The sequence below is a fragment of the Myxococcus sp. CA033 genome (assembly GCF_013336625.1).
GTDB classification, from domain to species: Bacteria; Myxococcota; Myxococcia; order Myxococcales; family Myxococcaceae; genus Myxococcus; species Myxococcus llanfairpwllgwyngyllgogerychwyrndrobwllllantysiliogogogochensis.
Map to the genome: position 1 here is coordinate 137,739 of NZ_JABUMU010000013.1, position 21,713 is coordinate 159,451.

At 70.7% G+C, this 21,713-nt stretch carries 18 protein-coding genes; 11 read left to right on the top strand and 7 right to left on the bottom strand.

The window, feature by feature from the left end; genetic code table 11:
- Window positions 1-129: 129 nt before the first annotated feature.
- Window positions 130-624 (top strand): YkgJ family cysteine cluster protein, encoded by a 495-nt coding sequence (locus tag HUA78_RS27195; protein WP_141641849.1) that lies wholly within the window; start codon window positions 130-132, stop codon window positions 622-624.
- Window positions 625-745: 121 nt separating this feature from the next.
- Window positions 746-1,480 (top strand): hypothetical protein, encoded by a 735-nt coding sequence (locus tag HUA78_RS27200; protein WP_174456067.1) that lies wholly within the window; start codon window positions 746-748, stop codon window positions 1,478-1,480.
- 6 nt (window positions 1,481-1,486) lie between these two features.
- Here the strand turns inward: HUA78_RS27200 and HUA78_RS27205 are convergent, their stop codons facing one another.
- The 3 genes from HUA78_RS27205 to HUA78_RS27215 form a co-directional block, all read right to left on the bottom strand.
- Window positions 1,487-3,415, bottom strand: a complete 1,929-nt coding sequence (locus HUA78_RS27205) for a tetratricopeptide repeat protein (RefSeq protein ID WP_174477455.1) — start codon at window positions 3,413-3,415, stop codon at window positions 1,487-1,489.
- Between the two features lie 85 nt (window positions 3,416-3,500).
- Complete coding sequence (locus tag HUA78_RS27210) at window positions 3,501-5,396, bottom strand: ribonuclease R family protein (protein WP_174456069.1); 1,896 nt, start codon at window positions 5,394-5,396, stop codon at window positions 3,501-3,503.
- Between the two features lie 185 nt (window positions 5,397-5,581).
- Window positions 5,582-5,992 (bottom strand): hypothetical protein, encoded by a 411-nt coding sequence (locus HUA78_RS27215; protein WP_174456070.1) that lies wholly within the window; start codon window positions 5,990-5,992, stop codon window positions 5,582-5,584.
- A 195-nt stretch (window positions 5,993-6,187) separates the two neighbouring features.
- Between HUA78_RS27215 and HUA78_RS27220 the strand changes: the two genes are divergently transcribed.
- The 6 genes from HUA78_RS27220 (at window position 6,188) to HUA78_RS27245 (ending at window position 15,026) form a co-directional block, all read left to right on the top strand.
- Complete coding sequence (locus HUA78_RS27220) at window positions 6,188-6,586, top strand: helix-turn-helix transcriptional regulator (protein ID WP_174456071.1); 399 nt, start codon at window positions 6,188-6,190, stop codon at window positions 6,584-6,586.
- A 198-nt stretch (window positions 6,587-6,784) separates the two neighbouring features.
- Window positions 6,785-9,175 carry a protein kinase gene (locus HUA78_RS27225; RefSeq protein ID WP_254623922.1) on the top strand — a complete coding sequence of 797 codons (2,391 nt, stop codon included), beginning with the start codon at window positions 6,785-6,787 and terminating at the stop codon, window positions 9,173-9,175.
- An 87-nt stretch (window positions 9,176-9,262) separates the two neighbouring features.
- A complete protein-coding gene (locus HUA78_RS27230; RefSeq protein WP_141647146.1) occupies window positions 9,263-9,976 on the top strand; it encodes a head GIN domain-containing protein in 714 nt (237 codons plus the stop codon).
- Window positions 9,977-10,129: 153 nt separating this feature from the next.
- Window positions 10,130-11,566, top strand: coding sequence for a lipopolysaccharide assembly protein LapB (locus tag HUA78_RS27235; protein WP_174477457.1), 1,437 nt, complete (start codon window positions 10,130-10,132; stop codon window positions 11,564-11,566).
- Window positions 11,567-12,207: 641 nt separating this feature from the next.
- Window positions 12,208-13,389: an SRPBCC family protein gene (locus HUA78_RS27240; RefSeq protein ID WP_174477458.1), complete on the top strand. Its 1,182-nt coding sequence runs from the start codon at window positions 12,208-12,210 to the stop codon at window positions 13,387-13,389.
- The gene (locus HUA78_RS27245) at window positions 13,386-15,026 is read left to right on the top strand and encodes a DUF4166 domain-containing protein (RefSeq protein WP_174477459.1); all 1,641 of its coding nucleotides are present in this window, start codon (window positions 13,386-13,388) and stop codon (window positions 15,024-15,026) included. The genes HUA78_RS27240 and HUA78_RS27245 overlap by 4 nt, the downstream gene beginning before the upstream one ends.
- 7 nt (window positions 15,027-15,033) lie before the next feature.
- Here HUA78_RS27245 and HUA78_RS27250 read toward each other — a convergent pair whose 3' ends face one another.
- Both HUA78_RS27250 and HUA78_RS27255 read right to left on the bottom strand, forming a co-directional pair.
- A complete protein-coding gene (locus HUA78_RS27250; RefSeq protein ID WP_141647150.1) occupies window positions 15,034-15,492 on the bottom strand; it encodes a VOC family protein in 459 nt (152 codons plus the stop codon).
- A gap of 124 nt (window positions 15,493-15,616) precedes the next feature.
- Window positions 15,617-17,806, bottom strand: a complete 2,190-nt coding sequence (locus HUA78_RS27255) for a tenascin-X (protein WP_174477460.1) — start codon at window positions 17,804-17,806, stop codon at window positions 15,617-15,619.
- A gap of 179 nt (window positions 17,807-17,985) precedes the next feature.
- On the opposite strand from HUA78_RS27255, the gene HUA78_RS27260 reads away from it, so the two are divergent.
- The 3 genes from HUA78_RS27260 (at window position 17,986) to HUA78_RS27270 (ending at window position 19,788) form a co-directional block, all read left to right on the top strand.
- A complete protein-coding gene (locus tag HUA78_RS27260) occupies window positions 17,986-18,900 on the top strand; it encodes a hypothetical protein (protein ID WP_174477461.1) in 915 nt (304 codons plus the stop codon).
- Between the two features lie 278 nt (window positions 18,901-19,178).
- Window positions 19,179-19,469: a hypothetical protein gene (locus tag HUA78_RS27265; protein ID WP_141647153.1), complete on the top strand. Its 291-nt coding sequence runs from the start codon at window positions 19,179-19,181 to the stop codon at window positions 19,467-19,469.
- A 22-nt stretch (window positions 19,470-19,491) separates the two neighbouring features.
- The gene (locus HUA78_RS27270; RefSeq protein WP_174477462.1) at window positions 19,492-19,788 is read left to right on the top strand and encodes a hypothetical protein; all 297 of its coding nucleotides are present in this window, start codon (window positions 19,492-19,494) and stop codon (window positions 19,786-19,788) included.
- Between the two features lie 10 nt (window positions 19,789-19,798).
- Here HUA78_RS27270 and HUA78_RS27275 read toward each other — a convergent pair whose 3' ends face one another.
- Entirely contained in the window at window positions 19,799-20,695 is an 897-nt protein-coding gene (locus tag HUA78_RS27275; protein WP_174477463.1) for a hypothetical protein, read from the bottom strand.
- A complete protein-coding gene (locus HUA78_RS27280; RefSeq protein WP_174460343.1) occupies window positions 20,692-21,510 on the bottom strand; it encodes a hypothetical protein in 819 nt (272 codons plus the stop codon). Before HUA78_RS27280 ends, HUA78_RS27275 begins: the two co-directional genes overlap by 4 nt.
- Window positions 21,511-21,713 lie beyond the last annotated feature (203 nt).

Here is a 21,713-nt window from a genome sequence, read left to right on the forward strand (position 1 = left end):
CCGGTACGACTCATCTGACGTGCGGGCGCCTCGCGGACGAGGGAGCGTGCGTGCCTTCCCCGCCTCGCCGCGATGGAACGTCGTCGCGCGACGGGTTAGTGGAGGGATTCCTTCCCGTTCCGAGGCCCCATGCCCCTGTCCACCCTCTGCCTGCGCTGCGGCATGTGCTGCGACGGAACCCTCTTCACCCACGTCTCGCTCCAACCAGAGGAAGCCCAGGCCCTGGAGCGGCGCGGAGTACCCCTCGACCGCCGCGAGGACGGAGTTCCCGCGCTCGCGCAGCACTGCTCCGCGCTGGATGGGCGCACGTGCACCGTCTACGCGGACCGCCCGGGGAGCTGCCGCCGCTACCACTGCCAGCTCTTCGCCGCGCTGTCGGAGAAGGAAGTCACGCTCGACGAGGCGCTCGGCATCGTCGACCAGGCACACGCATGGGTGGACGCCATCGCACGAGAGCTGCCTCCCGCCACCGAAGGCGAGCCTCGCTCGGTGATGCAGCGAGCCCGCCGCGCCGCCAAGGCCCACCCCGAGCAACCCCTGTCCTCCAAGGCCCAGGACGCCTACGCGAGCGCCGAGTACTACCTCGACAAGCACTTCCGCGGACGCTTCGGCCGTCGCGGCTGACATCGGTGGGAATCCAGGTGCCTGGTGGGCCCGCGTGGATACGATGCGCATCCGCTTCCGCGCCCGGGACTGTCACGCGCTCGCATGCATGCGGCACCCGCGCCCTCACGAGGTCCCTTTCATGAAAACGCAGCTTCCCGCCCTCGCCGTGACGACCTTCGCGCTGCTCGGCGCGCCGCTGGCCCAGGCCGGTGACGAGCTCCCCACGCAGTCCGCGTCCGCCGACCTGAATGGCGACGGCAAGCCGGAGGCCATCGCCGTGAAGTGGAAGGAGGGCGACGAGGAGTTCGTCCTCACCGCCGGCACCGCCACGCTCCGTGGCAAGACGGACTCGGAGGTCCTCGGCCTCTCCATCATCGACGTGGACAGCGGAGACAAGCGCAAGGAAGTCGCCGTGCACACGGGCATGACGGACAACGACAGGCTCACCACCGTCTACGCCTTCGATGACAAGAGCCTCAAGGCGCTGGGCAGCGTCCACGCCCTCACCGAGGTGAAGGGCAACGGCATCATCCTCTCCGACAGCTGGGAGCAGTTCTGGAACCGGCGCGACAAGTTCGCCCTGGATGCCAAGGCCGGCAAGCTCTCCCTGGTGCCGCAGGAGCTGTACTACGTCGGCCAGGAAGCCACCGTGCGAGAGGGCTTCCCCATCACCCACTCGCGCACCGACAAGAAGCCCGTGGCCACCCTCGCGGCGGCATCGAAGATTCTCGTGCTCGCCGCCGCGCCCGTCTCCGTGCAGGGCGGACGCTCCACGTCGTTCGTCTACCTCGTGAAGTCCTCCACCGGGCTGCTCGGTTGGGTGAGCCACGACACGCTGCTGGCGAAGACCGAGGGACTGACGGTCGCCGGGTAGTCCCGCTCACCGTGACGCGTCGAGCGACGCGCGCGCGAGCAGGGCTTCTTCCAGCAAGGGCAGGCGCTCATCCTCGGGCCTTGCCTGACGCAGCCACTCCAGCGCGCGCTTCGCCCGGCCCAGGTCTCCCTCGAACACGAGGAAGCCCGTCGCCTGCAAGCGCTGCTCGGCCGTCGCATCCTTCGCGCCCAGCACCGCCTCCCAGCTCAGCGCCGCCTCATGGGGCGCGCCCAGCTCCTGGAACAACTTCGCCCGTGTCTCCGCCACCGACGCGGCCTCCACCCCACCCGGCGTCCCGCGCGGAAGCCGGGCCAGGGTGTCACGCGAGCGCTCGAACAACGCGCGCAGCTCCGGGATGACGGTGTCACCCGGCGACATCGACTCCAGGCGCTGAAGCTGCGTGAGCGCGGAGTCGAAGCGCCCCGCGCGCGCGAAGGCCATGGCCAGATTGAGATGCCCTCTCCGGTAACCGGGCTGCTGTCGCACCATGTCTTCAAAAAGAGTGATGGCCTCCGAGTGCTGACCCAGCTTCGTCAGGCACAGCGCCAGGTTGTTGTAGCCCTTGATGCCCGTGAAGCGACTCTTCTGGCGCACCGACTGGCGCAGGTGTCCGAGCGCCTCCTCGTATCGGTGCGCTTCCATGTAGAGCCCGCCCAGTTGCTGCTGGACGAAGGCGTCATCGGGGCCAGACACCTGCTCCGCCACCCGCCACAGCCGAAGCTCGTCCATCCAATCGCGGTTGCGCAGGTGCGTCGCCCCGGCGAAGGCCGTGAGCGTCACGACGGCCACGGCCAGCCCCGCCCTCGGACGCAACCGGGCGGCTCGCTCGAGCGGTGCCGCTAGCGCCACCACGCCCATCGCCACGGGCACGTAGAGGAAGCGGTCCGAGGCCAACGTGTGCAGGCCCAGGGGAATGGCATGGAGCACCAGCGCCAACGCGCACGCGGCCGTCGCCAGCGCGGCCTTCTCCAGCGGCGAGAGCCGGCCTCCCCACTTCCACAGGGACAGCCCCAACGCGACGAGGACCCCCGCGCCCAAGAGGACCCAGGCGAGGGGATGCTCACCCAGGACTCCCTGCTGGAGACGCGGGCGCAACGCATCCACGAGCATCACCGCGTAGTGCCCCAGCGCGGCGAGCCCGGCCTCGGCGCGCTCGAGCAGGGCCAGCCCCGACGAGGCCCCCGCATCCAGCTCCCGCACGTCCGAGCGCAGCGCGTTCAGCCGCAGGCCGCCATACAGCACGAGCGCCACGCCCATGGGCAGCAGGTTTCGCACGGCCTGTCCGAAGCGGCGCTCCCGCGCGCGCACGGCGGTGAGCTCCAGCACGACGAGCCCCACCACGCCGGCCACCGCCACCTCCTTGCAGAGCAGGCCCGTCAGCACCAGCGCCGCCGCGCCCCAGCGCCGCGAGGCCGTGTCCGCGCGGTACACGAGCAGCGCCCCCAACGTGAAGACCGCCGCCAGCACATCCGTGCGTCCGGCAATCCACGCCACCGACTCCGTCAGGCGGGGGAAGACACCAAACGCCGCGGCGCCCACCGTCGCGCCCCAGGGCGAGGCACCCGCTCGTCGGCACAGCAGGAACACCCACGCCACCACCACCAGGTGGAAGAGCAGGTTCATCAGGTGGAAGCCCTCGGGCGCGCCTCCAAAGAGCGCGTACTCCACCGCGTAGCCGAGCGTCACCAGCGGCCGGTAGTAGCCGCGAGAGACGCCCATCGGGTCGCTCCAGAACATCCGCGTGAAGTAGTCCGGCAGCGGCGCCAGCTCGCGCACCACCTCCTGCTCCTCGATGAGCGAGTGGTCGTCCCAGACGAAGCCGCCTCGCACCGCGTTGCCGTACGCGAGCACCACCAGCAGCAACGGCAGCAGCACGGCCCGGCGCCGCAAGCGGGCGCGCGCGTCCTCGACGACGGGAGGGGAGGGTTCGCTCATGAAGAGGGCGGGAGTCTATCGCCCCCCGCTCGAAGGGCGGCGACCTTCCCTTGGGGGGCGAGCGGGAAGCCCGCCGTGCGTCCGCCTACTCGACCAGGGACAGCTCCACGCGGCCAAGCTGCTCGTCGGTGGCGGCCACCTTCACCTTCACCGGCATGCCCACGGTGAAGGTCCGCGTCTTGCCGACGAGGGACAGCTCGCGCGCATCCGGACGGAAGGGGCCGCCCGGCAGTCCTTCCGCCGGCAACATCCCCTCCACCAACATGCCGTCCAACTGCGCCACCAGCCCGAAGGGCCGCACCCGGACGAGGCGCGCGGAGAACTCCCTGCCCACGTGCCCCGCCAACCACCGCGCTTCCAGCACGTGGTGCCGGTCCGCCTCGGCGCGATTCGCGGCGCGGGCGCGCGCGTTGATGTGCACCGCCAGCGCCTCCATCTCCGGGTCCTCGTCCAGGTAGTCGCGGCGGCCGTGCAGGTAGCCCTTCAGCGTGCGATGCACCGCGAGGTCCGCGTACCGACGGATGGGCGACGTGAAGTGCAGGTACAGCGGCGCCGCCAGTCCGAAGTGCGGCCCCGGCTTCACCGTGTAGCGAGACGGGCCCAGCGAGCGCCGCAACACCGAGCGCAGCGCGGGCTCCGCCGCCGCACCCGCGATTTGCCGGTCGAACGCCGTCAGCGCCAGCGGCGTCAGCTCGCGTCCGAAGCCCGCCGCGAAGCCCGAGTGTTCCGCGAACGCATTCAGGTCCGCCACGCGCAGCGGGTCCGGCTGCTCATGCACGCGGAACACGCCCGGCAGGCCGCGCACCAGCATCCACATGGCGATGGCCTCGTTCGCCGCCACCATGAAGCGCTCAATCATCCCGTGCGCGGACGTGGGCTGCTCGTTCACCAGTCCGGAGAGTTCGCCCGTCGCCGCGTCGAAGGTGAACCGCGCTTCATCTCGCGCGAACTCCATGCCGCCGCGAGCGCCGCGCGCCACGGCCAGTCGCGCCGCCGCCAGCCGGAACCACGGCATGACGTCCCGCACCGGCTCCATGGGCGCGGACACCTCGCCCCGGTCCAGGAAGGCAGCGACCTCTTCGTAGTTCAGCCGCGCCCAGGAGCGGATGACGCTCTCGTACACGTCCGCCGCCGTCACCCGGCCCTGCGGGTCGATGCGCAGCTCCACCGTGAGGCAGCGTCGCTCCTTGCCCGGCACCAGGCTCAGCCAGTCCGAGGACAGCGACTCCGGCAACATCGGCAGCACGCGCCCCGCCATGTACACACTGGTGGCCCGCTCGCGCGCCTGCGAATCCAGCGCGGTGCCTTCCTTCACGAGCTCGCTCACGTCCGCGATGGACACCAGCAACCGCAGCGCTCCATCCGGCCCCGCGGGCAGCACGGAAATCGCGTCGTCGATGTCTCGCGTGGACGGCGCATCCACCGTCACCGTCGGCACGTCGCGCAAGTCACGGCGCGCGCCCACCTCGTGCGGCACCTCGCGGGCGACTCGCGCGTCCTCCAGCGACTCGGGGGAGAAGTCCTTGCTCAGCGCGTGCCGGGCGATGATGCGCTCCAGCGAGCGGTCCTCTCCGGGCTCGATGCGGTAGAGCAGCGAGAGCTTGCCGTCGGTGATGCTCGCCACCACCGCGTCGCCGTGCTGGACGCGGGTGGTGCCCGGGTCGAGCACCCAGTCCGCGTTGCCCACCTCGCGGTCGATGCGCAGGAAGAACGCTCCCTTGCGGGCGACGACTTCACCGTAGACGCGGGTGCGAGGCCGCTCCACCAGCGTCAGCCCGCTCGCCGTCCAGCGCCCGTCCGCGCCCGCCGTCACGGTGCCGGTGACGATGTCGCCGGCCAGCAGCGGGTTGAGGTCGGGGGGAGGAATGAAGGCGGACAGCACCTCTTGCGTGCCGGGCGCCTGCACGGTGAGGAAGCCGAAGCCCCGGGGGTGAACGTCGATACGGCCGGTGACAGCGCGGGGAGAAACAGAAGTATCCATGGAACCTTGGGAGCGCGTCTTAGCCCAGGTCCACCGAGGGACGGGCAGGAGGGACGCGCGGAGTGTGAAGTGAAAGGGGGGGCAGCTCCGGGGCCGACTCTCGTAAGGAGCCTGTGCTCGCCGGAGCGCGGAAACCTGAGATGAACGCCGGCCAGGACGCGCGGCCACCGTCTCTCCTGACGCCCCTACTCCTTGGGCTTGTCGAGCATCGCCTGTCGATTCTCGAGCGGGCCGAACAGCGTCTCCACCATCTGCTTCATGGAGACACCCCGAGGAAGGGGCGGGGCGCGCATCCCCTCCTCCGTGTAGACCACGCGTCCCTCCTCGACGACCCGGAACCACGCGCCCCACCAGGCGTACAGGGTGACGTGGCCCTCGGGGTGACGCTCCACCTCGAGCTCTCCCTCCTCCGGTCCCTCGCAGATGACGTCGAGGCGGCCTCCCGGCGGGATTTTGAACGGCATCCCCGAGGGCTCGAACCAGACGTCGACCGACGTGTCCCGCGTGTTCTCGAAGTCGAACCGCACCGTCTTCACACCCATCGCCGAGCCCTCTTCCCGGGCCACTCCCTCCAGCGGCCGTCGGTCCGTTCTCACACAGGTGTTCTCCGAGGTGCCACCCAGGCCTCGGACCACGAGCCCCGGCCCTCGTCCACGGCCTCACGGGTACACCTCCGTCACACATGGCGCCGCGACAGAGTCTTCACGGAGGGTGCGTCCCGCGAGGAGCGCGGAGTAGGGTGCCCTTTTGCGGTGGCGAGCGAGCCCCGCGTCCTTCCCGACGGGCGACGAATGAAGACCGAGCTTGGAGTCCACCTGGGCCTGTCCGCGCGGATGGCCCGAAGGAACCTGGGACTGACCCAGGCCGCCGTCGCCGAGCGCCTCGGTGTGGCCCGTGAGGTGTACGCCCGCCTGGAGCGCGGCCACATGCTCCCGAGCATCCACACCCTGCGCGGCCTGTGCACCGTGCTCCACGTCCCACCCCACGCGCTGCTCGCCCTGGACGCCACCATCGAAACGCCCCCCGGCCGCAAGCGCCCACCCCAACCCGCCCGCACCGAGCCCACCGCCCTGGTCGACCTCCGCAAGAACCTCCGCGGCCTGTCCCGCTCCGACTTGCGCCTCCTCAACGCCCTCGCCGTCACCCTCCCCGCCTCCCCCGCACGCCGCCGCTCCCCACCCGAGGAGTGACATCGCGAATTCACAGAAAAGTCAGAGATGTCGATATTCGTGGACTTTTCTTCGACCCTGACTTTCGCGTCCGTCCGGGTGCCAGTGTAGATTGGGCACCTTCCGATGAGTGGGACGACGCTGCCGCTCGCGCCGGATGCCTCCAAGGGCCGGTCGCTGGGTAAGTATGAGGTTCTCAGCCGCCTATCCACGGGCGGGATGGCGGAGATCTTCCTAGCGTCGCAGCGGGGACTCGCCGGCTTCCGCAAGTTGGTGGTGCTCAAGCAGATTCTGCCGGACATCCGAGGCGAGGAAGAGTTCATCCGGATGTTCCTGGACGAGGCCAAGGTGACGGCCGCGTTCAACCACCCGCACATCGCCCAGGTGTTCGACCTGGACATCGCCGAGGGCGAGCTGTTCCTGGCCATGGAGTTCGTGCCGGGAGCCACGTTGGTGGAGGTGGCGCGCGCGTGTCGGCAGGCCAGCCACCCCATCCCCGTGGGCTTCAGCCTGATGGCGGTGCGGGACACGGCCGTGGCGCTGCACTACGCGCACACCTTCACGGACCCGCTCGGCCACCCCTCGCCCGTCATCCACCGGGACGTGGCCGAGAAGAACATCATGGTGACGTACGAGGGCGTCACCAAGCTGTTGGACTTCGGCATCGCCAAGAGCCTGGCGCGCGCCAGCCGCACCGCGGTGGGCATGGTGAAGGGCACCAGCGGCTACATGTCGCCCGAGCAGATCATGGGCGAGCCCCTGGATGCCCGCAGCGACTTGTTCAGCCTGGGCGTGGTGCTGCACGAGCTGCTCACCGGCATGCGGTTGTTCTACGCGAAGCAGGCCGAGGCGATGATGAACGCGGTGCTGAAGTGCGAGGTGACGCCGCCTTCACGCGCCAACAAGCAGATACCGCCGGAGCTGGACGCCATCGTCCTGCGCGCGCTGTCGAAGCGCCGTGAGGACCGCTACGCCTCCACGCTGGAGTTCGCCCGCGCCCTGGAGCGCGCGGTGGGCCCGCTCATCTGGCACCCCGAGCAGAGCAGCGAGGTGATGCGCCGCCTCTTCGCCGACCGGCGCGAGCAGACGCGCCAGCTGCTCATCGCGGGCCCCACGGGTGACACCACGGGCGAGACGAGCGTGGCGGCGATGCTGGCCATGGGCGGCTCCAACAGCGTCCCCGAGGCCCCCGAGCCGCCCACCGTCAACACCAACTCCGGCCCCCCGGACTCCCCGCCATCCCGTCGCTCCGCCGTGGCGACGGCGGCGAAGCAGCCCGCTCCGGCGGCGACGCCTCGGCGCGCCACCAGCATGCAACCGGCGACGACGCCGCCGCCGCCCCCCGACCCGCAGCCGCGCAAGGCCGTGCTCCAGGCGCCGCCCCACAAGCGACTGGCGGGACGCGGCGCCCCCTCGGAGTCCGCGCGTCCACCACCGCCGCCCCCACCGGACGCCCTGCCCCCGCCGCCGCCGCAGGAAGCGCCGCACCTGGCCCGCACCCTGCCGGGGCGGCCCGCGCTTCCTCCTTCGGGGCACACCGTCCGCGCTCCCGCGCCGGCCCCGCGCGCCGTGCCCGTGCCGGAGGAGCCCGTGCCCCGGAGCGAGGCACGCCCTCGCACCGGCCGCACCGTGGACACGCTGCGCGCCGTGGCCCCTCCCCCGCAGCCTCCCGAGCGCAACGAGGAGACGGCGATGGTCCGCGTGCCCTCGCTCTCCGCGGAGCCCGGCAGCCACGCGGGTGTTCCCTCCCGACGCGCCGCCGGAGCCGCCCGTCGCCGGCCCCAGCCCCAGCTTCCCGCCGCCTTCCCCGACGCCGAGGTCACCACCCGACCCTCGCGCGGCTTCCAGGAGAACCGCCGCAAACCCGACGACGAGGTCCCCGACGACGAGGACTCCCACGTCCACACCCTGCGCGGAGTCCCCGCCGTGGGCTCCGAATCCCGAGGCGGGCGCAAGGTCCTCGCCGGCGTGCTCGTCCTCGTCGCGGTGGCCGCCGCGGTGGTGGGACTGGGGCTCGATGGAGGCGTGGTGTCCGCCTGGGCCGCTCCCCTGCTGGGGCTCGAGCAGAAGCCGCCGCCGCCGGCGCCTCTCGGAGACACGGACAGGCAACGCGTCCCGCTCCCTCGGGAGCAGACGAAGGCCCCACCCGTCATCGTCCCACCCGTCGTCGTGGAGAAGGTCCCGCCCCCACCCGAAGTGCTGGCGGAGACCGTCGACCCCGACCCGGAGCCCTCCAACGCCCCTCCCACCCTGGACGAGGTGGAGGACAAGCCCGCGCGCAAGCCGGGTCGCTCCACGGGCAAGCGGACCACCAAGGAGTCGACGACCCGGAACGGCAAGCGCGCGACGTTCGACTCGGGTGAGGACAGTGCGGCCACTCCCACCGGAGAGCCGGGCTTCCTCACCCTGGTCACCGAGCCCTACGCCAAGGTGTATCTGGGCGGACAGTCCCTGGGTGATACCCCGCTCTTCAAGGTGAGCCTGCCCTCCGGCAAGCACACGCTGAAGCTCGTGGACGGCGACGGGAAGGCACTCAAGCTGTCGGTCGACATCAAGCCCGGCGACACCACCGCCGTGCGAGTCCCGCTGGAGATGCTCTCCCGCCAGTAGTTGCCCCAGGGGTGGCAATCGCTCGGAGCGCCGCGCGTAGCCGCCATGACGGGGCCCCTGCCGGGTCCCATGCCTTGGGAGCGCGCCATGAAGACCGCCCGGATGTCCCTGCTCGTCCCGCTGTTGATGTTCGCGGGAACCTCCTTCGCGGAGGGCGCCCAGAAGGGTGAGGCGCGAGATGTCCCCGACTTCGAGAGCCTCGCGGTGGGCCACGGCATCAAGGCCCAGGTGAAGGTGGGCCCCAAGTCGGTCCGCGTCGAGGGGCCCTCGGAGCTGCTGTCCCGCCTGCGACTCGTGGTGAAGGACGGACAGCTCACCACCCAGGTGGAGCGCGACGGCCTCTTCAGCCAATTCCAGGGCGGCAAGGTGCGCCTGTACGTCTCCAACCCCCACCTGGACGGCGTGGACGTCAGCGGAGGCGGGAATGTCGAGGCGGAGGTCTCCCCCTCCGGAGACGAATTCTCCGCCGAGGCCAGCGGCGGCGCGGCCCTCACGGTCCGGGGCGTGGACACGAAGAAGGTGGAGGTCGAGGCCAGCGGCGGGGCCGCCGTCAACCTGGCGGGGCGGGCCCAGGAGCTGGACATCGAGGCCAGCGGCGGCGCCGTCATCAAGGCCATGGACCTCAAGGGCGTGAAGTCCCTGGAGGTCGAAGCCAGCGGCGGAGTCCACGTGGAAGCGGACCCCTCGGAGAGCCTCTCCGTCAACGCGACGGGCGGCACCACCGTCCAGTGCGTCTCCCGTCCTCCCCGCACCGAGGTGAAGGCGCGCGGTGGCACCCGCGTCGTCTACCTGAAGGACTGAGCGCGGCGCTCCAGGCGTCCGGGCACGTCCCGGACGCGGGTGGGGGCCCCCCTGGGTAGGGACGGACACTGTCCCCCAGGGCGCGGGCCACCTTGCTCCAGTCGTCGCGGACGATTGGAATGCGGCTCCCCCACCCGCCGGAGACGCCACACCATGACGGACCCGATTCCTCCTCCTTCCACGCAGGGCTCATCGGGACGCAAGGCAGCACTGTGGAGTGGCGTGGGACTGGTGGTGGCCCTGGTCGCCGGAGGTGCCCTGTTCTTCCGGGGCAGGCAGTCGCCTCCAGGCCATGACGCGCATGACCACGGCGAGCACTCCCCCAAGAAACAGGGCGCCGCGAAGCCCACCGTGTCCCCGGAGGTGCTGCGCCACACGGACCGCGCCGCGCGCGCCGCCGCCACGGGGGATTTGAAGAAGGCCCGCGAGTCGCTCGGCGAGGCGCTGATGCTGGCGCCCAGGCACGCGCCCGCCCTGCTCGTGCACGCCTGTCTGGCGCTCGAGGAAGGCAACGACGCGGAGGCCGCCACCGTGCTGGGCCAGCTCGAGGCCGTGGCGCCGGGGAGTCCGGAGCTGAAGTTGCTGGAGACGCTGCGCGAGCTGCGGCGCGCGCCGGGTGTCTCCTGGCAGCAGGCCTTCCGAGACGCGTGGGTGACGCTGGGCCGCCCCAACCTCGGCAAGAGCGAGCTGCTTCCAGGCGCCACGCCCCTGCCGCCGGACCCCACCGCCTCCGACTGGGAGAAGCTCGCGTGGGAGCGGGCGCCCTCGGACGACGTCAAGCTGAGGCTCGCGCTCGCCTCTCGCAAGCTGGACGCGGACAAGTCCCTCTTCCTGCTGGCGCAGGTGCCCCGACTGGAGAACCCGGACCTCTACCTCGCGGTGCGGGACGCGCTGAGGGGCGAGTCCCTGCCGGAGTCCGAGCACGAGCGGGCGCGCAAGACGTTCCGCCAGAAGCTGGAGTCGCTGGCCGCGGCGCACCCGCGCTCGATGCAGCTCCAGTTGCTCCTGCTACTGGGTGACACCGAGTCCGGTACGGAGCTGACGGCCGCGGAAATCGACGCGCTGGAGCGCGTGGCCACGTTGCCCGCGTGGCGAGAGACCTCGTTTCACGATGGCTACCGGGAGACTCGCCGGCTCTTGAAGGAAGCAGGCGTGCCGGACGCCAGCGCGCTGGCGATGGCGGTGTCCCTGCGAGGCATCAACGAGCGGGGGACGTGGATTCTGCGCACGCGCAACGTGGCCACGCGCGGCGCGCTCTCTCCGGAGGGACGTCAGCGCCTGGGTCGCATCACCCGGGACATCGGCGCCAGCCTGGTCCAGCAGACCACCGTGGTGGAGCTGATGACGGGCCTGCAGTTGGTGCGTGGCGGCTCGCAGGACCTGGAGGACGACGCGGGCCGGACGCTGGCGATGAATCAAATCAAGGAGCTGGAGCAGGCCATCGCCGTGTTCCAGCAGACGGCGATGGAGCGGTGGCCGCTGAACTCGCTCACGGAGGAGCTGCTGGAGGAGAGCACCCGGGACGAGCTGCGCTACCTGCAATCCTTCGGGGCGAAGGCGCCCGCGGGCGCGGCCCGGATGGGGCCCTAGTCAGTGACGAGGTGACTCGGGCCCCAGGGAACGCGCATCTCCCCGGGGCCCGAGCGGGCCCCCCACGATGCAACGGAGCCGCCGCACGCCGGACCTCCAAGGTCGTCCGGGCAACCGCACTCCTTCCACACAAGCGCCGGGACCAAGGGGTGCATCCCGGGCAGGCCTCGCGTGGGCAATGTGGAACACGTCTACGTCTTTCAACGCAACGATGGCCGAAGAATATCGGGTACGCGGGGCATGTCCACCCGCAGGGTCGGTGACGCGGGGTGTGCCGTGTCAGGCCGGGTTTCTCCAGGTTCCAGGGCGGGTCCCGTTCACCACCCGTCCTGGAAATCTTTCAGGAAAATTCGAGGACGACCGATTGACAGCGCGCCCGAGCGCCGTTTTCGGCCCGTGCGCGACACCCGTCATGACACCTGACGCGTGATTCATGACGCACCGAGGCCGCCGACTCAGAGGCCCGGTGAAACCCACCCGCACGCAGAAGCCCTGTGGAGAAGTTGGGGACGACAACCCGGGTTGTCGGCGCTGTCCACGGAGTTGACGGGAGGCTCGCGTCGAATCCGCTGAATCCCTGGCGTTCCAAAGGCTTGCATCCCCGGGAGGCGCTGGCCGTGCCGTTGCACTGAGGCCCGGCCATGCACGTCGCCTTCTACCTGTTGCTCGCCATCGGCCTCCTGGGGGCCTTCGACGTCCTCTACTTCCACCTCTGGCGCGGCCGGCTCCACGAGCGCCCCGAGTGTCAGCGCGAGGTGCTCTGGCACACCGCGCGCCACCTCATCTACGCGCTCCAGTTCCTCTGGGTGCCGCACGTGCGCTTCCAGGGGTGGGCGCTGGGGTTGCTCGGGGTGTTGTACGCCGCGGATGTCTTCGTCGCCCTCGCGGATGTCTGGGAGGAGCGCGACAGCCGAGCGTCCCAGGGCGGTGTTCCCCGGGGTGAGTACTTCATGCATGTGGTGCTGAGCGTGCTGGTGGGGCTCTACCTCATGGCGACCTTCCACGCGGTGTGGGCGGACAGGCTGCTGCCCACGGGGCTTCGCGTGGACCCGCCCTTGGTGCCCGTGGCCTTGCGCGCGCTGATGACGGTGATGGGCGTGACGGCGCTCATCGTCTTCGCGAAGGACCTGGCGCGGTGGTTCGCGTTCCGGCGGCGGCCGGTGGCCACTCCATTCCGACAACCCCGGCTCCAAAGGATTGTCGCGGAGGTGTTCATCCCCGCGCCCGTCGAGGTGGTGTGGGAGCGCACGCAGGACCCAGCGCTGCACACGGCGTGGGACGTGCGCTTCACGTCCATCCGCTACCTGCCGGAGGCCGATGCCCGGGGGTTCCACCTGATGGACTACCGGACGCACCTGGGCTTCGGGCTCGAAATCATCGGCTGGGGTCGCTACCTGGCGAACACGCCGCACCTGCGCTCGACGTTCGAGTTCGGCTCGGAGGACTGGCGGAGCATCATCCTGCGCGGTCGCGGCGTATGGCTCTACGAGCAGCGGCCCGGAGGGACGTTCTTCAAGACGGTGTTCGACTACCGCGCGCGGTACGGAGTGGTGGGGGAGGTGCTCGACGCGGTGCTGTTCCGTCCCGTCATGCGGTTGGGCACGGAGTGGGGCTTCGAGACGCTGCGCCAGTGGTGCGCCGGGGATGAACACGCTCCGACGCGAGGGCGCTCACGGTGGCGCTTCGGGCTGTTCATCCTCGCGCGGGTGCTCGGACGGACGCCGGCGCCGGGTGCGGCGAGGAGCTGGCTTGGCCGAGGCGTCGAGGACCGCGAGTCCACCACGGCGTATCCCTGTGGAGAACTTGTGGAGGTCTCTTCATGAGCGCCGAAGCCGTGGAGACGCATCCGCGACGGAAGCCGCCGCGGACCCGCTTCGAGACGCGAGTGGAGAACACCGTGTCCCAACTGAACTCGATGGCATCACCGCACCAGGATGCGCGACTGGAGGCCTTGCTCCGTTCGGAAGGCTCCCCGCTGGCGGACGCGCAGTTGGAGGCCCTGCTGCGGTCGGGAGAGCTGCACCCGGGAGACTCCCAATTGGAGGCCCTGCTCCCGAGGGACGCGAAGCGGGAGGCCCGGCTCCACCCGGAGGAGCTCGACGAAGCGCGGACGGCCCTGCCTGATGCGCCGCTCGGGGAACTGCGGGACTTCGCCATCCGTCACCGCGCCTGCCGACTCTCCCTGGGCCTGCTCGCGGACTTCTACCGCGCGCATCCGTGCCGCATGGCGAAGGTGCACCTGCTGGCCGCGAGCGCGGTGACACTCGGCCGCTTCTGGGGGGTGTCGGAGCCCTTCGCGCGACTGGGCGCCGCGGTGATGCCCGTGGATGAGCGTGGATTTCCCCGCACCCGGGAGTGGGCGTCCTACGCGCGCGCCTGCGAGGACCAGCTCCCGCTCGAAGTCCGCGACGAGCGCTGGATTGAAGCCCACATGCGAGACGTGGCCCGGGCCCGTGACGTCGGGTACGAGGCCGCCTTTCTCGAAGAGGCCCGCGTCCACGGGAACGAGCCGCTGTGGCGCCTGCTGGTGCAGCACGTGGAGATGACGCTCGGCGCGCGCCTCTTCGACCAGCCCGCCCTCGCGGGCGCCGTGCCGGGTGAGACGGCCATCGCCCACGGCCTGGCGCTGTCCCTGTCACGCATGCTGAGCGCCAGTTGGAGCCTGCTGCGCCACTACGCCTTCGCCACCGTGCGCGCGCTGTGCCTGCCGCGCTGGCGCCACGACACCGGCCTCGTCGATGAGCGGCGCACGGCGTGGCTGCTGCTCACGAGCTTCATCACCGCGTGGACGGCGGCCAGTGTCTACCGTCGCGGTGTGAAGGCCGTGCACCGGGGCCAGCGCGCGAGGCCCTCGGATGTCTGGCCCCTGCTCGCCACCGTGCTGGGCCCGGACATGTCCCGCGTGGACCCGCGCGTCATGCGCTTCTACGCGAACCCCGGTGCATGGAGCGCCCGAGCCTCCGTCACCTTCGCCTCGCGCACGGCCCGGCTGCTGGCCTGGATGGCCACGTGCCTGTCCGGCCAGGGCCTCTCCGAGCACGGGGCACGCACCTTCCCCGGACGCTTCCTCACCTTCCGCCGCGCGGATGGCTCCATGCACTTCGTCCGGGAGCTGTACTGCGACGGCGTGCTGCGCAGGTTCGACTCGGACTTCATCCTGCGCGACGGCCGACTCCACGAGGTCTTCGTCGAGCACGGCCTGGACCTGGAGCTGGACGTGTCCGTCCTCGAGGACGGCGGCATCCGCTTGCGAGGTGGGACGCTGCGCTGGCACGGCCTGGTGCTGCCACCGTTCGGCCGAGGCGTGGAGTTCCGCATCCATCCCGTCTCGGATGCCACCGAGCGCGTGGACATCATCGGCACGTTTGGCGGAGGACCCACGGCTGGAGCCCCCCTGGGCCGCATCCACTACGAGGCCTGGAGGCACAGCGACGCCGTGCCTCCGGTGACGACGGATTGAGGACCGCTCAGCTTCCCTGGTAGGCGCGCTCCAGGGCGGCGATGTCAATCTTCTGCATCCCGAGCATCGCCTGCACCACGCGTCCCGCCTTCGCCGGGTCCTTGTCTCCCATCAGTCGCATCAACGTGGTGGGGATGATCTGCCAGGACACCCCGAACCGGTCCTCCAGCCAGCCGCACTTGCTGTCCTTTCCGCCCCCCGCCGTGAGCTGTTCCCAGAGCGAGTCCACCTCCGGCTGCGTCTCACAACTGACGAACAGCGAAATCGCCTCGGTGAACTTGAACCGCGGCCCGCCGTTGAACGCCATGAACGGCTGACCTTCCAGTTCGAAGGTGACGGACATGGCCGCGCCGTCAGGGCCCCGCGCAACCGAGGTGATTTTCGAGTTCTTGAACACCGACGTGTAGAGCTTCGCCGCCTCTTCCGCCTGGTTGTTGAACATCAGGAACGGGGTGATTTTCTGCATGGGGAAGTCCTTGGTGGGTGCGACACCTGGATGGCGCCGGCCTTGCCCTACGTCGGAACCGCGCCCGGCACTTCGACACGCCCCCCGTGTTTTCTTCAAGAAAAGGGCGCTCCCCGTCCCAACCTCAGTGGTCGGCCCCCTCGTGGTGGTCATGGCCCGGCCCGCCGAAAGTCCCCGGCCACGGCTCCTTCGCGGGCAACAGGCCCGGCATGGGGAAGCGCTGGAAGCGCGACTGGCTGTAGGCAAACGGTGGGTCACACTCGCCACAGGTGGTGGCCCCGTCCATCAGCAGCAGGGCCCCGGGTGCCAGCTCCAGCAACTGCGGAATCGAGCGGGGCGCGTAGTCGAGCTCGCACTGGAACGCCTCGCCGCCGTCGGTCATGCGCACGCCCACCAGCAACTGCCTGTCGTCGCCGTCCGTGGCCGTCGTGAGCACCAGCGTCCGGGGAGGAAACCCGGGCGCATCCGGCCAGGACGCGAGCCGCAGCTCCTTCGAGGTGAGGAGCTGTCCCGAGCGCAGGGAGTACGTCCACGCGGGACTCAGCGCGGGCAGGCCGTAGCCCTTCAGCTCCGTGGCCACGGGCAGCACTCCGCCCTCGTTCACGTTCACCGTGGTCCCCGGTGCGCTGGGCACCAGCCGCTCGCGCGTGGCCACCGCGCGGCCGAACTGCTGGGAAAGAGTCCCAGCCACCGAGCCGTCCGCCGTGCTCAGCGCCTGCGTGCCCCGCTCCGGGAACAAAAGCCCGTTCACCACCGCCAGCTCACCGGCGCGCTGCGCCTGTGACTTGCGCCAGCGCGGCACGCCGTCCGACGAGAAGGCCATCAGCAGCGAAGGGGCCCCCGCCTGGAGTGGAGCCCCCACGTTCAACGTCTGCGAGAAGGAGACATACAAATCCCCCACCGCGTCGGAGACGACTCCGAAGGGGTGCGGGTGGTTGCACTCGGACAGCAGGGGGTCCGTGAGCTCCTGCGCGGACACCATCTGTCCATACGCATCCAGCACCACCAGGAAATACATGCGACACAACGTCTCGCGGTTCAGCGCCACGGGGTAGGCCTCGAAGAGGGCCGCCAGTCGGTCCGGAGCCATCACCGCCAGCCGCGCTAGGAAGAGGCTGGACGTGCGCTGCGCGATATCCGGCCGCGCGCTCGCCAGGGTGAAGGTCCACCGGGGCGCGCCCGTGTAGCGCTCCACCAGGGACACCGTGCCGTCATCCGGCAGGTCCATGCACAGCAGCCTGTCGTTCCACAGCATGCACCGCCGGGCCGCGTCACCGCTGAGCATGGGCACGGGCGCCGCGGCGTCCAGCAGCGCTGACTCGTAGAAGCCCGCCAGCGTCACGTCACCTTCCGGCCCCACCAGCAGGTCATGCAGGTTCATGCTCCGCACCCGCGCGTCCAGCACCCAGTCCGGCGCGAGCGACACCGCATCGGGCCGCTCGCACACGGGCCCCTTGCAGCGTCCCTCCGCCTGACACGGGCTGGCCGCCGCGCAGACGAAGCCATCCGGCAGGTTGCGCCGCGCGCACGCGCCTTCCACGCACACGTCGGCGGCATCACAGCCGCGCTCCGTTCCACAGAAGGTGCCATCAGGCGCATCCGCCAGGCCGCAGCCGAGCTTCGCGTCGCACGTGCCCACCTGACAGGCGCCCGCTCCGGGACACGGCGGCGCGGGCACGGCGCGACAGCCGTCCAGCGCATGGCACACGTCCGTGGTGCAGGCGTTGGCGTCGTCACAGGGACGCTCCAGTCCCTTGCACCGTCCCTGCTGACACATGGCCGTGGTGAGACAGGCATTGCCTGGGTCACACCCGGTGCCATCCGGGAGCACCGTCTCCACACAGCGCTCGGACACGGGGTCGAACACCGCGGTGGAGCACGTCACCGCCTGACACTCCGGCGTCTGTCGCGCCTCGCCCGCGAGCACCAGCTCCGCGCGACCTCCATCCGACGCGGTGCCGACGAGGCGGGCCTCGTACGTACCCATGGCCTGGGGGCTGAAGCGCAGCCGCACCGGCACCTCGCCCGCGCCCACGCGCGAGGGCAACGCATCCACCAGCGAGAAGGGCGCTTCCACCGAGGTCCAGGTGACATCCAGCGGAGCGCGCCCCGCGTTGAGCACCCGCACCTCCGCCTCGCGGACACCGCCCGGGAAGGCCGGGGGGAAATCCAGCCGCGACAGCGACAACCTCAGTCGGCCCTCGGCACCCACCAGGGGAGGGTCCTCGCGGCACGCCGTCAGACAGGCGCCGAGCACCGTCGCCCACAGGATGAATGCCCACCCCACCCCGCCTGCTCTCGTCGCGCGTGCCATGGGTGCCTCCCGTGCTCCAGCCCTGGCGTATAGTCCTCGCGCCCGGAGGATGCGAGGGGTGCGCCTCGCCGCGCTGTCGGCCACCCTCCCTCCCAAGACCCTCCGGGAATGCTTGCGTTTCGGCTGCTGAACGCTCGCGCCTGTAGACTCCCGGCGTCCGTTCTCCACTGGAGTCCTCCATGTCCCCGCGTCCCACCTTCGTGCTCGTCCTGGCCGTGCTCGCGCAGTGGGCCCTTCCCGCCGCCGCGCAGGACGTGCCGCGCACGATGACCTTCCAGGGGCGCCTGGTGCGCGCGGACGGCACGCCCGAGAACTCTCCCCAGGACCTCGCCTTCGCCCTCTACGCCACGCCCACCGGCGGCTCCCCGCTGTGGCAGGAGAACCACCTGGCCGTGCCGGTGACGAATGGGTACTACGCGGTGGTGCTGGGCTCCTCGGCGCCGCTGGGGGACGACCTGGTGCGACGCTCGGAGATGCACCTGGGCGTCGCGCTCGCCAGCCAGTCGGAGCTGACGCCGCGCTTCCGCCTGGCCTCGGTGCCCTTCGCCCTGCGCGCCAGCGACAGCATCCGACTGGAGGGCCGCGCCGCCTCCACCTTCGCGCCCACGAGCCACACTCATACGAGCGCCACCACCACGGCCCCCGGCTTCATGTCCGCGGCCGACAAGGTGAAGCTGGACGCGCCCGCGCCCACGTATGGAGACGGGCTCATCGCCTCCGGAACCCCCCTCGCCGTGCGCGTCAGCTTCCCGACGGCGGGCGGCACCAATGGCTCGGCGCGCATCGCGGCCCGCTCCGACCACACCCACGCCAGGCCCCCGCTGACATGTAGTTACAAGAGTGCCACGGGCAACGATACGCTCGACCCTCGCGCCGCCACCGCGTGGTGCGGCATGGGGGAGACGCTGATGGGCGGCGGCTGCAGTGGACTCGAGGACGGACCCGCGCCCGTGAGCGTCGCCTTCCAGCCCGCGGGCGTCACTTTCGAGAACGGCCTCACGCAGACCCCGGGCGTGCCCGGCTATCGCTGCCGAGGCCACCTCACCAGCAGCACCGCCCCCACCGCCTACGCCATCTGCTGTCGCATCCCCTGATGACAAGCCGAGCGTCAGCACGTCGAACACGACGGCGCGTTTGACCTCATCCACCCGCGCGAAATCGCAGTCTCGTCAGAGAGCTGAACGTCGAACGGAATCCCCATCCGCTCGGGATTGGAGCCGAGCGAGCACAGGAAGCTCTCGCTTCTCCGCAGACACTTCAGGCGTCGGGTGGCAAAACCCTGTGTTTTTTTCAGATGGTCTCTTCGGACCCACTGCAACCGCGCGGAATGGTTGGATCCGAGAAGGGTACGGTTCTAGCAGTCGGAAACGGCATGACCTCCGTCTCCACCGCGGGCTCACCATCGTCACAGGCCTTCACCGTGCTCATCCCACGCAGCCTGCAGGGCAGCGTGGATGGACTGTCTCCGGAGACACGGCAGGCCCTGCTCTCGGAGCTGTTTCGCATGGCCTCGCTGGCGCATCAGGAGCGCGGCCTGCTGCCCATGTCGGAGCCCTATGCGTTGAACCTGGACCTGGATGGATGCCACGTCGTCGTGGAGATGGATCCATCCCGCTCGCGGCTGACCCTCTCGGGGCTCACGCGCGCTCGAGCGCTGGGCTGAGCCCGGCGATACGTGAAAAGCGATGTCTCGACGGGCCGGCTACGAAGAATCCTGGGACCTCACCTACCTGGTGGAGCAGTTGCGCGAGCTCATCAGTCGCGACCTCCAACTGGATGAGGCGCTCGCGGAGGAGCTGGAGGACACCCTGGCCCGGCTCGTCCTGCGCAACCAGCGTCTGCGGGGACTTCAGCGCATGGTGAACGCGGATCGTGACGCGGAGGACCTCGAAATCCTCCGCAACGCGCTGGAGCGCACGGACCGCGAGCTGCTCGCGGGACTGCCAGCACTCCTCGAACGCCTGCGTGAAGCGCACGCCTGAGCCGTCCGCCCTACGGCGTGGCCCCTGGATAGAGCGTGTGCGTGGGCCCCCGCGCGGGAGTGCCCCCCAGGCCCATGCCCACCGAGCCAGGCCCGGGAGGAAGCACGCCTCCCGCGGGCACCAGGTTTCCCAGCTCGGCGCGCACCGGTCCCTCGCAGACCCCCGCGCGACAACCCTCCAGCCCCTGACACGGCTTGCCCGCGCCACACACCACCGCCTGACACACGCCCGCGCGGCACACCTGTCCGGAGGCACACGGGCCCACCGCCGCGCAGGCCTCCGTGGCGGACAGGCATCCACCGGCGCGGCACACCTCGCCCGGGCCGCACTGCTCCCCGGTGGTGCAGGACAGCGCCAGGCACGCACCCTCGCGACACACGCGCTGCGCGGGGCAACTCACCGCGGCGCAACCCGCGCTCGACACACAGCGGCCTTCCGCGCCACAGCGCTCATCGGACGCGCAGGCGAAGTCCGCCGAGCACGTGACACTCCGGCACTGTCCTCCGGACCGGCACACCGTGCCCTGGGGACAGGCGACGCCGAGACATCCGTCCCTCACGCACTCCGAGCCCACACAGCGCTCCGTGGGGAAACACGTCGCGGTGCCACCGCAGCTCACGCGCCGGCACGTGCCCTCGCGACACACCTCGCCCGCCGCGCAGCTCGTCCCCAGACACGACGGATCCACGCACGCGCCGCGCTCGCACACGCGCCCCGCGCCACAGGCCACGCCCTGACATGTGGTGGCCAGACACCGGCCCTCCACGCAGGCCTGGCTGTCCGGGCACACCACGCTCGCGCACAACTCGGGCGGCACCAGTGGGGTGCTCTGCTCGCAGCCGCTTGGCATGACGAGCGCGCCCAGCGCCACGAGGAGAAGCCCCCACCGCGACGTCCCCAGGCTCATGGCAAACGCTCCGTGCGGTCCGCCGCCGGCAGCGCCAGGGACTCCGGCCGCGTCAGCACCACGCCCAGCACCACCCCGGCCGCCGCCAGCCCCACGCCCCCCACGACATAGGGCCAGAACGCGCGCCGGGGAGCCTCCTCCAGCGACGGCTCGGCCGCGGGGGACGTCGCCGCGTCACGCGCCGAGGCCACCGCCGGTGGCAGGTGCTCGGTGGCCTCCAGCCGCAGCGGCGCGCGCGGACTGCCCTGCTCGAAGAGGACGAAGCCTCCGGCATCCCGAGCCAGCGCATAGGCCTCCACGGCCCGCGCCGCGGGCGCCTTCACCGCCACGGGCCCCGAAGGCGGGCCCACCGCCGCGGAGAAGCCCGCCGCGCCCGGCAGGCGCACCGCCACCATCACCTCCGTGGCCACCTTCCGGGGCTGCTCCAGCACGGCCACCACCCGGCCATCCGCCAGCCGCGTCACCGTGAGTGTGGGCCGCTGGCCCTCCACCGCCGCCCGCGCCGCGAGGAACGGCACCTGGACCTTGGGCCCCAGCGAGTCCTTCACCTGGGCGGAGGGCTCCAGGACGAGCAAGGACTCGAAGGCCGCCTGAGCCTCCTGGCGCTGTCCCATGAAGGCGCGAGCCATGGCCAGCCCCCGCCATGCCCGCAGACGCTCCACGCGCGTCCCAGGGCCCTCCAGGGCCTCCAGGAAGGACGTGGCCGCGGCATCGAACTCCAGGGCGTCGAATTGTTGTTCGGCGCGCACCAGCGGCGGCTCCGCGCCCCAGGCCTGGGAGGCGAACAGCCAGAACATGAAGGTCCACGCGCGCACGGCCCATCAGTCTACAACCGTGTTGCACCCGTCCACAGGTGTTGTCCCCAGCGGCCTGCTGCTTCTAGAAAAGCTTTATGTAGGTATTGATCAAATAGTGGAAGCAGTAGAGGGCTCGGATTTGGGGATAAGTCAGCAAGCTCGCGGGATGACTGACGAATTCGGCCGATGCTACATGTGGGTAAACTGACGGTTTCCCCCGG